This is a genomic window from Streptomyces sp. SID12488 (assembly GCF_010548275.1).
Lineage (GTDB): Bacteria > Actinomycetota > Actinomycetes > Streptomycetales > Streptomycetaceae > Streptomyces.
Genome location: NZ_JAAGLT010000024.1, coordinates 1 through 12,829 on the forward strand (window position 1 = coordinate 1; position 12,829 = coordinate 12,829).

At 70.0% G+C, this 12,829-nt stretch carries 9 protein-coding genes; 2 read left to right on the top strand and 7 right to left on the bottom strand.

Features of this window, described 5'->3' with window-relative positions:
- The coding region (locus G3I56_RS29950; RefSeq protein WP_164414383.1) for a helix-turn-helix domain-containing protein at positions 1 to 422 on the top strand (422 nt) is incomplete at its 5' end.
- On the opposite strand, the gene G3I56_RS29955 is transcribed toward G3I56_RS29950, so the two are convergent.
- On the bottom strand, positions 400 to 981 hold the full coding sequence (locus G3I56_RS29955) for a TetR/AcrR family transcriptional regulator (protein ID WP_164414385.1): 582 nt from the start codon (positions 979 to 981) through the stop codon (positions 400 to 402). The genes G3I56_RS29950 and G3I56_RS29955 overlap by 23 nt on opposite strands.
- 96 nt (positions 982 to 1,077) lie before the next feature.
- Between G3I56_RS29955 and G3I56_RS29960 the strand changes: the two genes are divergently transcribed.
- The gene (locus tag G3I56_RS29960) at positions 1,078 to 2,634 is read left to right on the top strand and encodes an MFS transporter (RefSeq protein ID WP_164414387.1); all 1,557 of its coding nucleotides are present in this window, start codon (positions 1,078 to 1,080) and stop codon (positions 2,632 to 2,634) included.
- 183 nt (positions 2,635 to 2,817) lie between these two features.
- On the opposite strand, the gene serA is transcribed toward G3I56_RS29960, so the two are convergent.
- The 6 genes from serA to G3I56_RS29990 form a co-directional block, all read right to left on the bottom strand.
- Entirely contained in the window at positions 2,818 to 4,407 is a 1,590-nt protein-coding gene (gene serA, locus G3I56_RS29965; protein ID WP_164414389.1) for a phosphoglycerate dehydrogenase, read from the bottom strand.
- 251 nt (positions 4,408 to 4,658) lie between these two features.
- The gene (gene ilvC / locus G3I56_RS29970) at positions 4,659 to 5,657 is read right to left on the bottom strand and encodes a ketol-acid reductoisomerase (RefSeq protein WP_164414391.1); all 999 of its coding nucleotides are present in this window, start codon (positions 5,655 to 5,657) and stop codon (positions 4,659 to 4,661) included.
- Between the two features lie 131 nt (positions 5,658 to 5,788).
- A complete protein-coding gene (gene ilvN, locus G3I56_RS29975; RefSeq protein ID WP_164323015.1) occupies positions 5,789 to 6,316 on the bottom strand; it encodes an acetolactate synthase small subunit in 528 nt (175 codons plus the stop codon).
- A 21-nt stretch (positions 6,317 to 6,337) separates the two neighbouring features.
- The gene (locus tag G3I56_RS29980) at positions 6,338 to 8,185 is read right to left on the bottom strand and encodes an acetolactate synthase large subunit (protein WP_203690978.1); all 1,848 of its coding nucleotides are present in this window, start codon (positions 8,183 to 8,185) and stop codon (positions 6,338 to 6,340) included.
- A gap of 244 nt (positions 8,186 to 8,429) precedes the next feature.
- Positions 8,430 to 11,414: an EAL domain-containing protein gene (locus tag G3I56_RS29985; protein WP_343240092.1), complete on the bottom strand. Its 2,985-nt coding sequence runs from the start codon at positions 11,412 to 11,414 to the stop codon at positions 8,430 to 8,432.
- 402 nt (positions 11,415 to 11,816) lie between these two features.
- Positions 11,817 to 12,767: a 2-hydroxyacid dehydrogenase gene (locus G3I56_RS29990; protein WP_164414397.1), complete on the bottom strand. Its 951-nt coding sequence runs from the start codon at positions 12,765 to 12,767 to the stop codon at positions 11,817 to 11,819.
- Positions 12,768 to 12,829: the final 62 nt, after the last annotated feature.

Sequence of the window (12,829 nt, forward strand, 5' to 3'; positions counted from 1 at the left end):
CGCGCACCGGCCTCGCCGGTCTGGGCGCCGGCTGGCAGGAGGCCTCGGCGGCGGCCCGCGCGGCCCTGGCGGAACCGCGTCTCGGGCCGGTCGCGGAGTGGGGCGCGATCGGCCCGTACCGCCTGCTCACGGCGCTGCCCCCGGACACGGCCCAGGACCCCGCCGTACACACCCTGCTCGCCCCCGCCCACCAGGAACTGGCCCGCACCGCCGAGGTCTACCTCGACCGGGCCGGCCAGGCGGGCCGCACCGCGGCCGAGCTGGGCATCCACCGCCAGACGCTGTACTACCGCCTGTCCCGGGTGGAGCAGCTGACGGGCCTGGACCTGGACGACGGCGAGGACCGCCTGCTGCTGCACATGGCGCTGAAGGGTGCCCGGCTCCAGGGCGGCCCCCAGGCTAGGCCTGAGCTGCGCCCATGACCCGGCGGAACCCCTCGGTGAGCTGTTCCGCGCTCGGTGCCGTCGTCGGGTCGAAGACGTACTGGCAGATGAGCCCGGTCATCAGGACGTTGTAGAACTGGCCGACGGAGTCGACGTCGTCCTCCGACACGTCCTCCTCCTTGCCCCCGAGGAACAGCGGGATGATGCCGCGCCCCGCCTCGCGCTGCGCCTGCGCCAAGTGATCCCGGACGGTGGGCAGTTGGTCACCCATGGCCACGATCTCCACGCTGAGGCGCCACAGCGAACCCGGCTGCCGCATGGTGGCGATGATGTTCGACCAGACCTCCTGGAACCGGTCGAGCGAGCCGGGTCCGGTGCCGCCGGCCGTCTCCACGGCGGGGGTGAAGTCGTCGGAGAGCCCCTCCACCAGGGAGATGTACGCCTCCGCGAGGAGCTTGTCCTTCGAGCCGTAGTGGTAGCCGATCGACGCCAGGTTGGTCCCCGACTCCTTGACGATGTCGCGCGCGGTCGTGCGCACGAAGCCCTTCTCCAGCAGGCAGCGCTTGGCGCCTTCGAGCAGATCCTCACGGTGTCCCATGCGGCCACCCTACCCGCGATCCATACGATCGTCCTAGACAAACGAATTACACGATCGTTCTAGACACTCGTTTAATACAGCCGTATATTCCCTGGCATGACGAACCCGACGAACCCGACGAGCACGACCGCGTCCCCCGGCACCCGTGCCGGCCGCCGCGAATGGACCGCGCTGGGCGTGCTGATGCTGCCGCTGCTGCTGGTCTCGATGGACGTCTCCGTCCTCTACTTCGCCGTTCCCGCGATCAGCGCGGACCTGGAGCCGACCGGCACCCAGCAGCTGTGGATCTTCGACATCTACGCCTTCGTCCTGGCCGGACTGCTGATGACGATGGGCTCGCTCGGCGACCGCATCGGCCGCCGTCGGCTCCTTCTCATCGGCGCCGCCGCCTTCGGCGCGGGCTCGCTGCTCGCCGCCTACGCGAACAGCGCCGAGACCCTGATCGCGGCCCGCGCGGTCCTCGGCATCGGCGGCGCGACCCTGATGCCGTCCACGATGGCCCTGGTCCGCACGATGTTCCGCGACCCCGGCCAGCGCGCCAAGGCGATCGGCATGTGGTCCGGCGTGATGACCGGCGGCATCGCCCTCGGCTCGGTGATGAGCGGACTGCTGGTCGAGTACTTCTGGTGGGGCTCGGTCTTCCTGGTCAACCTGCCCGCGATGGCACTGCTGCTGGTCCTCGGCCCGGTCCTGCTCCCCGAGTCGAAGAACCCTGACCCGGGCCGCTTCGACCTCCTCAGCGTCCCCCTGTCGATGGCCGCCGTCCTCCCCGTGATCTACGGCCTCAAGGAGATCGCGTCGGAGGGCTGGCACACGGAGTACGTGCTGTCCGTCACCGTCGGCCTGTTCTTCGCGTACCTCTTCGTCCAGCGCCAGCGCACGACGGCCTCGCCCCTCATCTCCCCCGCGCTGTTCCGGGGCCGCGGCTTCGGCCCGGCCGTCACCCTGAACCTGCTCTCGGCGTTCGCGATGATGGGCTCGGCGTACTTCACCACGCAGTACCTCCAGTCGGTGCTCGGCAAGAGCTCCATCGAGGCAGCGCTGTGGGGCCTGCTGCCGACGGTCCTGGTCGGTATCGCGGCCCCCGTCGCCGCCGCCCTCGTACAGCGGGGCGTGCAGCGCGCCCATGTCGTCGCCGGCGGCTTCGTGACAGCGGCGGGCGGATACGGGCTGCTGGCCCTGGTCGGCACGGACTCGCTGTGGCTGGTGCTGGCCGGGGCGGGTGTCCTCGCGGCCGGCATCGTCGTCGTGATGTCCCAGATGATGGACCTGGGCCTGAGCACCGCCCCCCTCGACAGGGCGGGCGCCGCCGCCTCCCTGCTGGAGACGGGCGCGGAGTTCGGCGGCGCGCTGGGCATGGCCGTGCTGGGCTCGATCGGTACGGCGGTCTACCGCCACGACATCCCGGCCTCGGCGCCCGCCCCGGCCCAGGAGACCCTCGGCGGCGCGCTGGCAGTGGCCCAGCGGCTCCCGGCGCGCACGGGAGACGCGCTGGTCACGACGGCCAGGGAGGCGTACGCCCACGGAATGCAGGCGGCTGCGATCGCAGGGGTGGTACTGCTGCTGGGGGCGGCGGTGCTGGCGGTGCGGTCGCTCCGCGGGGTGACCGTGCGGGAGACGGCTGTGGAGGCGGCGGAGGACTGCTGCGTCTAGGGCGACGGAAAACGCCGGGTGGACTGGGATAACCAGTCCACCCGGCGTTCGCGTTCGAACCTGGCCGACGACCACTCTTCAGCGCCGCCCGGGCAATCTCAGCCCGTCCGGCGATTGAGGACGAGGCCCCTTCAGGGCCGAAGCGGGGGCCTGGGGGCGGCAGCCCCCAGACAGACGCTCACCTCAGACCAGGTTCACCGAGCGAGCAGACGTCGCCCCGATCTCCTCGGCGACTTCCGCAAGCACGCCGGGGGCAACCGTGTCGTCGACGGTCAGCACGGCCAGCGCCTCGCCACCCGCCACCGACCGGGAAACCTGCATCCCGGCGATGTTGATCCCCGCCTCGCCGAAGATCCGGCCGACCGTGCCGACGACGCCCGGCCGGTCCGCGTAGCGGTACACGACCATGTGGTCGGCGAGCGCGAGGTCGACGTCGTAGTCGCCGACCGCGACGATCTTCTGGTGGTTCTTGGGGCCGGCCAGGGTGCCGGAGACCGACACCTCCTCGCCGCTGCTGAGCGTGCCGCGCACGGTCACGACGTTACGGTGGTCCGCCGACTCCGAGCTGGTCGTCAGCCGCACCTCGACGCCACGCTCCTGGGCGAACAGCGGGGCGTTGACGTACGACACGGTCTCGTCGACGACGTCCTCGAACACGCCCTTGAGCGCGGAGAGTTCGAGGACCTTCACGTCGTGCTGGGTGATCTCGCCGTACACCTCGACATCGAGGCGGACCGCGACCTCGCCCGCGAGCGCGGTGAAGATGCGGCCGAGCTTCTCGGCGAGCGGCAGACCCGGCTTGACGTCCTCGGCGATGACTCCGCCCTGGACGTTCACCGCGTCCGGGACCAGCTCACCGGCGAGCGCGAGGCGCACCGAGCGGGCGACGGCGATACCGGCCTTCTCCTGCGCCTCGTCCGTGGACGCGCCGAGGTGCGGGGTGCAGACGACCTGGTCCAGCTCGAACAGCGGGGAGTCCGTGCAGGGCTCCTTCGCGTACACGTCGAGACCGGCGCCGGCGACGCGGCCCTCCTTGAGCGCCGAGTACAGCGCCTCCTCGTCGACGATCCCGCCACGCGCGGCGTTCACGATGCGCACGCTCGGCTTGACCTTGTGCAGCGCCTCGTCACCGATGAGACCGAGGGTCTCGGGGGTCTTCGGCAGGTGCACGGTGATGAAGTCGGAGACTTCGAGGAGTTCGTCCAGCGAAAGGATCTTGACGCCCATCTGGGCGGCCCGCGCGGGCTGGATGTAGGGGTCGTAGGCGACGACCTTCATGCCGAACGCGGACATGCGCTGCGCGACCAGCGCACCGATGCGGCCGAGGCCGACGACGCCGAGGGTCTTCTCCGCGAGCTCGACGCCCGTGTACTTGCTGCGCTTCCACTCGCCGTTCTTGAGCGCGGTGTTGGCCTGCGGGATGTGGCGTGCGGTCGCCAGCAGCAGACCGCAGGCCAGCTCGGCGGCGGTGACGATGTTCGAGGTGGGGGCGTTGACGACCATCACGCCGGCCTTGGTGGCGGCGGAGACGTCCACGTTGTCCAGGCCGACGCCGGCTCGTGCGACGACCTTCAGCTTGCGGGCGGCGGCGACCGCCTCGGCGTCGACCTTGGTGGCCGAGCGGATCAGGATCGCGTCGACGTCGGCGATGGCGGGGAGCAGTTCGGCTCGGTCCCCTCCGTTGCAGTGCCGGATCTCGAAATCCGGGCCGAGCGCGTCGACAGTCGCGGGCGACAGCTCTTCAGCGATGAGTACGACAGGTTTCGAGCTCACGTGAGGTCCTCACTCAGTCCTATGCGGACGGCCGTCCCGACGGCCGCAGGCGGTGGAGGTGCTACCGCGTGGAAGACGCACGACGCTGTGGGCCTGACGCGTTGGTAGTACGGCAGTCTAGTGGCGCGGCGAAGGGCGGCTCCCGCCCCTGCGGAAGGATCACTCGTCCGTGACGGGTCAGCCCGGACAAGGCCTTACCGGGGGTTCGGCGATGGGGCCGCAGCATGCGCCGCGGCCCCATCCCTCAAGACCTACGCCTCGTCGTCGACCCAGGACATGAGCTTGCGCAGCTCCTTGCCCGTGGTCTCCAGGAGGCTCTTCTCGTCCTGGGACTTGTACTCGTTGTACTTCTTCAGACCGCCGTGGTACTCGGCCATCCACTCACGCGCGAACGTGCCGTCCTGGATCTCGGCGAGGATCTTCTTCATCTCGGCCTTGGTGGCGTCGGTGATGATCCGCGGGCCGGTGACGTAGTCGCCCCACTCGGCGGTCTCGGAGACCGACCAGCGCATCTTCTCCAGGCCGCCCTCGTACATGAGGTCGACGATCAGCTTCAGCTCGTGCAGGCACTCGAAGTACGCGATCTCGGGCTGGTAGCCGGCCTCGGTCAGCGTCTCGAAACCGGCCTTCACCAGCGCGGCCGTACCACCGCAGAGAACGGCCTGCTCACCGAACAGGTCGGTCTCGGTCTCCTCGGTGAACGTCGTCTTGATGACGCCGGCGCGGGTGCCGCCGATGCCCTTGGCGTACGACAGGGCCAGCGCGAAGGCGTTGCCGGTCGCGTCCTGCTCGACGGCCGCGATACACGGAACGCCGCGGCCCTCCTCGTACTGGCGGCGCACGAGGTGACCCGGGCCCTTGGGGGCGACCATGCAGACGTCGATGCCGGCCGGGGGCTTGATGAAGTCGAAGCGGATGTTCAGGCCGTGGCCGAAGAACAGCGCGTCGCCCTGGTTGAGGTTGTCCTTGATGGACTCCTCGTAGACCTGGGCCTGGATCGGGTCCGGGACGAGAATCATGATGACGTCGGCCTCGGCGGCGGCCTCGGCGGGGGTCACCACGCGCAGGCCCTGCTCCTCGGCCTTCGCCTTCGACTTGGAGCCCTCGTGCAGACCGACGCGGACGTCGACACCCGAGTCGCGGAGCGACAGCGCGTGGGCGTGGCCCTGGCTGCCGTAACCGATGACCGCGACCTTGCGGCCCTGGATGATGGACAGGTCGGCGTCGGCGTCGTAGAACAGCTCGGCCACTTTGGGTTCTCTCCTTGGGTGCAGGTGTTGCGTCCCACCGTATGACGGCGGGCGGAAGTGAGGTTCGGGGGTCTCGGTATACGGGCGGCCGGTATCACCCGACCGCCCGAATCCGCCGACCTTGACGCTGGTTATGCCGACCGGTCGAGGGCACGCAGCGACCGGTCCGTGATCGAGCGCGCGCCGCGGCCGATCGCGATGGTGCCGGACTGCACCAGTTCCTTGATGCCGTACGGCTCCAGCATCTTGAGCATCGCGGACAGCTTGTCGGTGCTGCCGGTGGCCTCGATGGTGACGGCCTCCGGCGAGACGTCGACCGTCTTCGCACGGAAGAGCTGGACGATCTCGACGATCTGGGAGCGCGTCTCGTTGTCCGCGCGCACCTTCACCAGAACGAGTTCACGCTGAACCGCCGAGCCGGATTCCAGTTCGACGATCTTCAGCACGTTGACGAGCTTGTTGAGCTGCTTGGTGACCTGTTCGAGAGGAAGCGCCTCGATCACGTTGACCACGATGGTGATGCGGGAGATCTCGGGGTGCTCGGTGACGCCGACGGCGAGCGAGTCGATGTTGAATCCGCGCCGGGAGAACAGAGCCGTGATCCGGGCGAGGACACCTGGCTTGTTCTCGACGAGGACGGAGAGGGTGTGCTTGGACATGTCTCTTTACGTCTCTCTCGCTCAGTCGTCTTCGTTGTCGCCGAAGTCGGGGCGGACGTCCCGGGCGGCCATGATCTCGTCGTTGGAGGTGCCTGCGGCGACCATCGGCCACACCATGGCGTCCTCGTGGACGATGAAGTCGATCACGACGGGGCGGTCGTTGACCGAGTTCGCCTCCTCGATGACCTTGTCGAGGTCGTCGGGGGACTCGCAGCGGATCGCGTAGCAGCCCATCGCCTCGGACAGCTTCACGAAGTCGGGCACCCGCGTGCCCCTGGCCGCCGGATTGACGTCGTCGGGCCCGGAGTGCAGCACGGTGTTGGAGTAGCGCTGGTTGTAGAACAGGGTCTGCCACTGGCGGACCATCCCGAGGGCGCCGTTGTTGATGATGGCGACCTTGATCGGGATGTTGTTGAGCGCGCAGGTGGTGAGTTCCTGGTTGGTCATCTGGAAGCAGCCGTCGCCGTCGATCGCCCAGACCGTACGGTCCGGCTGCCCGGCCTTGGCGCCCATCGCGGCCGGGACCGCGTACCCCATCGTTCCGGCGCCGCCGGAGTTCAGCCAGGTCGAGGGCTTCTCGTACTTGATGTAGTGCGCGGCCCACATCTGGTGCTGGCCGACGCCCGCCGTGAAGATCGTGCCCTCGGGGGCGAGCTGTCCGATGCGCTCGATGACCTGCTGCGGGGAGAGCGAGCCGTTGTCGGGCTGCTCGTAACCCAGCGGGTAGGTCTCGCGCCAGCGGTTGAGGTCCTTCCACCAAGCGGTGTAGTCGCCGGCGTGACCCTCGCTGTGCTCCTTCTGCACCGCCTGCACCAGGTCGGCGATGACCTCGCGGGCGTCCCCGACGATCGGGACGTCGGCGGCGCGGTTCTTGCCGATCTCCGCCGGGTCGATGTCGGCGTGGACGATCTTGGCGTGCGGGGCGAAGCTGGACAGCTTGCCGGTGACACGGTCGTCGAAGCGGGCTCCGAGGGCGACGATCAGGTCGGCCTTCTGCAGCGCGGTGACGGCGGTGACCGCACCGTGCATGCCCGGCATTCCCACGTGCAGCGGGTGGCTGTCGGGGAATGCGCCGAGCGCCATCAGGGTGGTGGTGACGGGCGCTCCGGTGAGTTCTGCGAGGACCTTCAGCTCGGCGGTGGCACCGGCCTTGAGGACGCCGCCGCCGACGTAGAGGACCGGCCGCCTGGCGGCGGTGATCAGCTTCGCGGCCTCACGGATCTGCTTGGCGTGCGGCTTGGTCACCGGGCGGTAGCCGGGCAGGTCGGTGACCGGCGGCCACTGGAAGACGGTCTGGGCCTGGAGGATGTCCTTGGGGATGTCGACCAGGACCGGGCCGGGGCGGCCGGTGGAGGCGATGTGGAACGCCTCCGCGATCGCCCGGGGGATGTCCTCCGCCTTGGTGACCAGGAAGCTGTGCTTGGTGATCGGCATGGTGATGCCGACGATGTCCGCCTCCTGGAAGGCGTCCGTACCGATCGCCTTGGACACGACCTGTCCGGTGATCGCCACGAGCGGCACCGAGTCCATGTGCGCGTCGGCGATCGGGGTCACCAGGTTGGTGGCACCGGGTCCGCTGGTCGCCATACAGACGCCGACCTTGCCGGTGGCCTGCGCGTAACCGGTGGCCGCGTGGCCGGCGCCCTGTTCGTGGCGGACCAGCACGTGGCGCACCCGCGTGGAGTCCATCATCGGGTCGTACGCCGGCAGGATGGTGCCCCCGGGAATGCCGAATACCGTCTCGGCCCCGACCTCCTCAAGCGAGCGGATGAGGGACTTCGCACCCGTGACGTGCTCGGGGGCGGACTGCTGTCCTCCGGAACGGGGCCGCGGCTGCGGATGATGGGCCCCGGTGGCCTGCTCGGTCATCGGCATTCTCTTCTCGATGCTGAGGGTTTTTGCGAGTTTTGTACGGTGTGCGTTGCGGTCCGACCTGCGCCGGTGCAACAAAAAACCCCTCGTGCCGTGAGGCAAGCGAGGGGAGCGCGCCGGGTGCGGTCGCTGGAAGTTCCGGGTCCGTCCGAAACCATCACCAGCGTCAGCCGACGCGCTTTCCAAGTACGAGAATTCGGGTGCGCATGGGGTCGACCCTCCCCCCGGCACGCACCGACTGTCAAGTGGGTGGGACGGGAGTCTCATTATGTGAGCGGAGGGCCGTTCCGCCTCCGAAAACAGCGGGCACACCTGTACTTGTGTACACCCCGGAACCGCCGCCCGCGAACGCGGGTTCGGCCGGGCCGTTCGGCACCGGATAGCGGCCGGTGGACAGTGCCCGGCGCAGCCGGTACTCGTCCAGCGGCCCGGAGAAGGCCATTCCCTGCCCGTGCGTGCAGCCCATCGCGCGCAGGGCGGTCACCTGCTCCGGCAGGTCCACGCCTTCGGCCACGGACTGGAGCCCGAGGTCGCCCGCGATTCTGAGCAGCCCGCTGGTGATCTTGTGCAGCCGCGGGGACTCGACGACACCGTCGACCAGGCCGCGGTCGAGTTTCAGCACGTCGACGGGGAGCCGTCGCAGTGCCGTGATCGGCGCGTAGCCGCTGCCGAAGCCGTCCAGCGCGATCCGTACACCGAGGCACCTGAAGGCGTTCAGCCGACGCTCCAGCTCGTCAAGGGAGACCCGGGGGTCGGTGTCCGTCAGTTCGATCTCCAGGGCGCCAGTGGGCAGCCCGTGGCGGGTCAGCAGGGTCTCGATCGACCCGAGGGGCAGGGAGCGGTCGAGGATCCGCCGGGCGCTCATCCGGACGGCGACGGGTACGGAGAGCCCGGTCGCGGCGCGTTCGGCGGCCTGTTCGACGGCCTCCTCCAGCATCCAGCGGTCCAGCTCGGCGGTCTTGTCGCTGTCCTCGGTGACGCGCAGGAACTCGGCGGGCGTGAAGAGCACTCCCTGCGAGGAGCGCCAGCGTGCCTGGGCGGAGACCGAGGTGATCCGGCCACTGTCCAGCGCCACCACGGGCTGGTGCAGCAGCACGAACTCGCCGTCGTGCAGCGCGGCACGCAGTCGCGTGGCCAGCTCCGCCTTCCGTACGACGTCCTGCTGCATCTGGGGCGCGTAGAGCTCGACGCGGCCCTTGCCGGAGGCCTTGGCCCGGTACATCGCCAGGTCGGCGTTGCGCAGCAGCTCGCCCGCGCCGAGGCCTGGCTCGGCGAAGGCGACGCCGATCGAGGCGTTGACGCGGACATCATTGCCGTCGATGTCGTAGGGCTGCGAGAGGGTGAGCCTCAGCCTGTCGGCCAGTTCCCCTATCTGGCGTTCGCGCGCGGCACGGTCCCGGGTGCCGTCGCCGACGATCAGGGCGGCGAACTCGTCACCGCCGAGCCGGGAGGCGGTGTCCCCGTGGCGGACCGAGTCCTGGAGCCTGCGGGCGGCCTGGACGAGCAGTTCGTCGCCGGCCTGGTGTCCGATCGTGTCGTTGACGGCCTTGAAGCCGTCGAGGTCGATGAAGAGGACGGCCGTGCCGCGGTCGGTGGAGCGACGGCCGGACAGGGCCTGCTGCACGCGCTGGGTGAACAGGGCGCGGTTGGGCAGGTCGGTGAGCGGGTCGTGTTCGGCGTTGTGCTGCAACTGGGCCTGGAGCCGTACCCGTTCGGTGACGTCCCGGCTGTTGAAGATGAGGCCGCCGTGGTGCCGGTTGACGGTGGACTCGACGTTGAGCCAGCCTCCGTCGCCGGACTTGAAGCGGCACTCGATGCGGGTGGTGGGTTCCTCGCCGGGGCTGGCGGCGAGGAAGCGGCGCACTTCGTGCACCACGCAGCCCAGATCCTCCGGGTGGATGAGATGGGCCAGTTCGGTGCCCACGAGTTCCTCCGCGGACCGCCCGTAGACCCCGGCGGCGGCCGGGCTGACGTACCGCAGCATCCCGTTCGGAGCGGCGATCATGATGACGTCGCTCGAGCCCTGCACCAGGGAGCGGAAGTGGTTCTCCTTCTGGGCCAGTTCCTGGGTGAGGGTGATGTTGTCGAGCAGCATGATGCCCTGGCGCACGACCAGCGCGAGGACGACGCCGCCCGCGGTGATGAGCACCACGCGGTCGGGGCTGCGGCCGTTGAGAACGTTGTAGAGGACGCCCAGCGTGCACACGGCGGCGGCCAGATACGGCGTGAGCGCGGCCAGGGAGCCGGTGATGGGCCGGGTGAACGGATACCGGCCGTGATCGCCTCCCGGCGCGGGCGGATGCCCCTGCCTGGGGGCGGGCACCTGGCCCTGGCGGGGTACGGGCCGGTACCCCCCGGGCCTGCCCGGGTGCTGCCGCCCGGGGCGGTGTTCGTGCACCACGCGCGTGTGCCCGTCGGACTCGCCCGGGTCGCCGTGCCCGGAGCCGACCCATGGGGCGTACGCCAGCAGCAGCGAGCCCGCGAACCAGCCCGCGTCGAGCAGTTGGCCCGAGTGGTAGTTGCTGTGCAGCAGGGGCGAGGTGAACAGGGCGTCGCAGCCCACGGTCAGGGCGAGCGCGCCGATCGCGGTGTTCGCGGCGGAGCGGTTCGTGGAGGAGCGCCGGAAGTGCAGCGCGAGGGCCATGCTGACGAGGGCGATGTCGAGCAGCGGGTAGGCCAGCGACAACGCGGTGCGCGCGACGCTCGGCCCGTCGGCCTTCGCGGCCTGCGCCAGCGCGAGACTCCAGGACAGAGTGAGCAGCGAGCCGCCGATCAGCCAGGCGTCGAGGACCATGCAGACCCAGCCGGCCCTCGTCACCGGCCGCTTGGCGAGGACCAGGAGTCCCACGATGGCGGGCGGGGCGAAGCACAGGAAGAACAGGTCGGCGAAGCTGGGGCTGGGCACGGCCTGGCCGAGCACGACCTCGTACCAGCCCCAGACGAGGTTGCCCAGGCAGGCCATGGCGGACGACAGCGCGAACAGCAGCCAGGCGGGCCGGAAGCGGATCCGGCGGCGCGCATAGAGGAAACAGGACACGGCCGCGGCGCCCGCCGCGGCACTCAGCCCGAAGTCACCCATGATCAGGGCGAGCCGGGGGGAACCCCAGCCGAGCGCGGAACCGACGGCGTATCCCGCGCACACCAGCGCCAGTACGAGCTGCGAGACCAGGCTCGTCCCGCCGCCGAGGACCGGTCGGCGGGCCAGCAGTGCCCCGGGGGAACTCACCGGACACTCCGGGCCCGCACCGCGACCGTGTCCCGCGCGACCCACTGCGCCGGGTGCGCGCCGGGGGTCGGAGGCGCGGTGTGGGCGTGCCTCCGGCGACCGCTGTGCCGGCGGTGCTGATGATGGATGCTGTGGCCGCGTCTGCGCGCGGCCGTGCACCAGGGTCGCCGTCGGCGGCCCCGCCGCGTCGGATCGTTCGTCCATAGGCCGTGCATCGCCCGTCGCCCCCCTCACAGTCTGCAATGTCCATCCCCGGCGCCGAAGGGTTCGCGGCGCAGCCCCTGTCGGGACGATACACCAGTCTCGTCACTCAGGGACATAGTTCCTCTACTCTCCGTAACGGCCGGACGCGATGCCGACACACCCCGCATACGGGGGAATGCGGAGGGTGCCCGAACCGGACTACGCGTCGACCGCCCCTGTCGTAAGGATCACGTTCCGCAGCGGCTCCTGGTTCATGAAACGACTCAACTGGTCCACCAGCAGCCTCTCGGCGCGCGGCCGGAACGCGGACGTCGGGCCGCCGACGTGCGGGCTGATGAGGACGCCGGGCGCCTGCCACAAGGGGTGCCCCGGAGGCAGCGGCTCCGGATCGGTGACGTCGAGGGCGGCCGTGAGACGCCCGGACTCCAGCTCGGCGAGCAGCGCCTTGGTGTCGACGACGGGCCCCCGGGCCACGTTCACGAGCAGTGCGCCGTCCTTCATCCGGGCCAGGAACTCGGCGTTCACCAGCCCTCTTGTCTGATCGGTGAGGGGCGTGGCGAGGATCACGATGTCCGCCTCGGGCAACAGGGCGGGCAGTTCGGTGAGCGGATGCACCGGTCCGCGCGCCGTGGTGCGCTCAGAGCGCGCGACGCGCGCCACCCGCGCGAGCTCGAAGGGCGCGAGCCGGTCCTCGATGGCGGCGCCGATCGATCCGTAGCCGACGATGAGGGCGCTCTTGTCGGCGAGCGCCGGCCGGAACCCGCCCCGCCACTCCCCCTTGTCCTGGGCCCGCACGAAGTCGGGGATGCCGCGCAGCGAGGCCAGGATCAGGGCGAGGGCCAGCTCACCGGTGCTCGCCTCGTGCACACCACGCGCGTTGCACAGCCGTACACCCGGGCGCAGTTGTCCGAGCCCGGGCTGGATGTTGTCGACGCCCGCGGACAGCGTCTGCAGCACCTGGACGCCGGTCATCTCCGGCAGGGGACGTACACAGACCTCGACGGACTTCATGTACGGCACGACGTAGAACGCGCAGTCGGCCGGGTCCCCGGGGTAGTCGTGATCGCCGTTCCAGAAGAGGTAGCCGGGCCCTTCGGGCAGGCCCTCGATCTCCTCCGGCGGGATGGGGAGCCACACGTCAGCAGTCATGGTCACGAGCGTAGGCGAACCCCTGTGCGTACAGAGGTTAGGTTTGGGGGGCAAGGAGAGAG

Coding starts and splice junctions, on each gene's coding strand:
- G3I56_RS29955 (WP_164414385.1), bottom strand. CDS start 981: ATGGGACACCGTGAGGATCTGCTCGAAGGCGCCAAGCGCTGCCTGCTG.
- G3I56_RS29990 (WP_164414397.1), bottom strand. CDS start 12,767: ATGACTGCTGACGTGTGGCTCCCCATCCCGCCGGAGGAGATCGAGGGC.
- G3I56_RS29980 (WP_203690978.1), bottom strand. CDS start 8,185: ATGACCGAGCAGGCCACCGGGGCCCATCATCCGCAGCCGCGGCCCCGT.
- ilvN (WP_164323015.1), bottom strand. CDS start 6,316: ATGTCCAAGCACACCCTCTCCGTCCTCGTCGAGAACAAGCCAGGTGTC.
- G3I56_RS29960 (WP_164414387.1), top strand. CDS start 1,078: ATGACGAACCCGACGAACCCGACGAGCACGACCGCGTCCCCCGGCACC.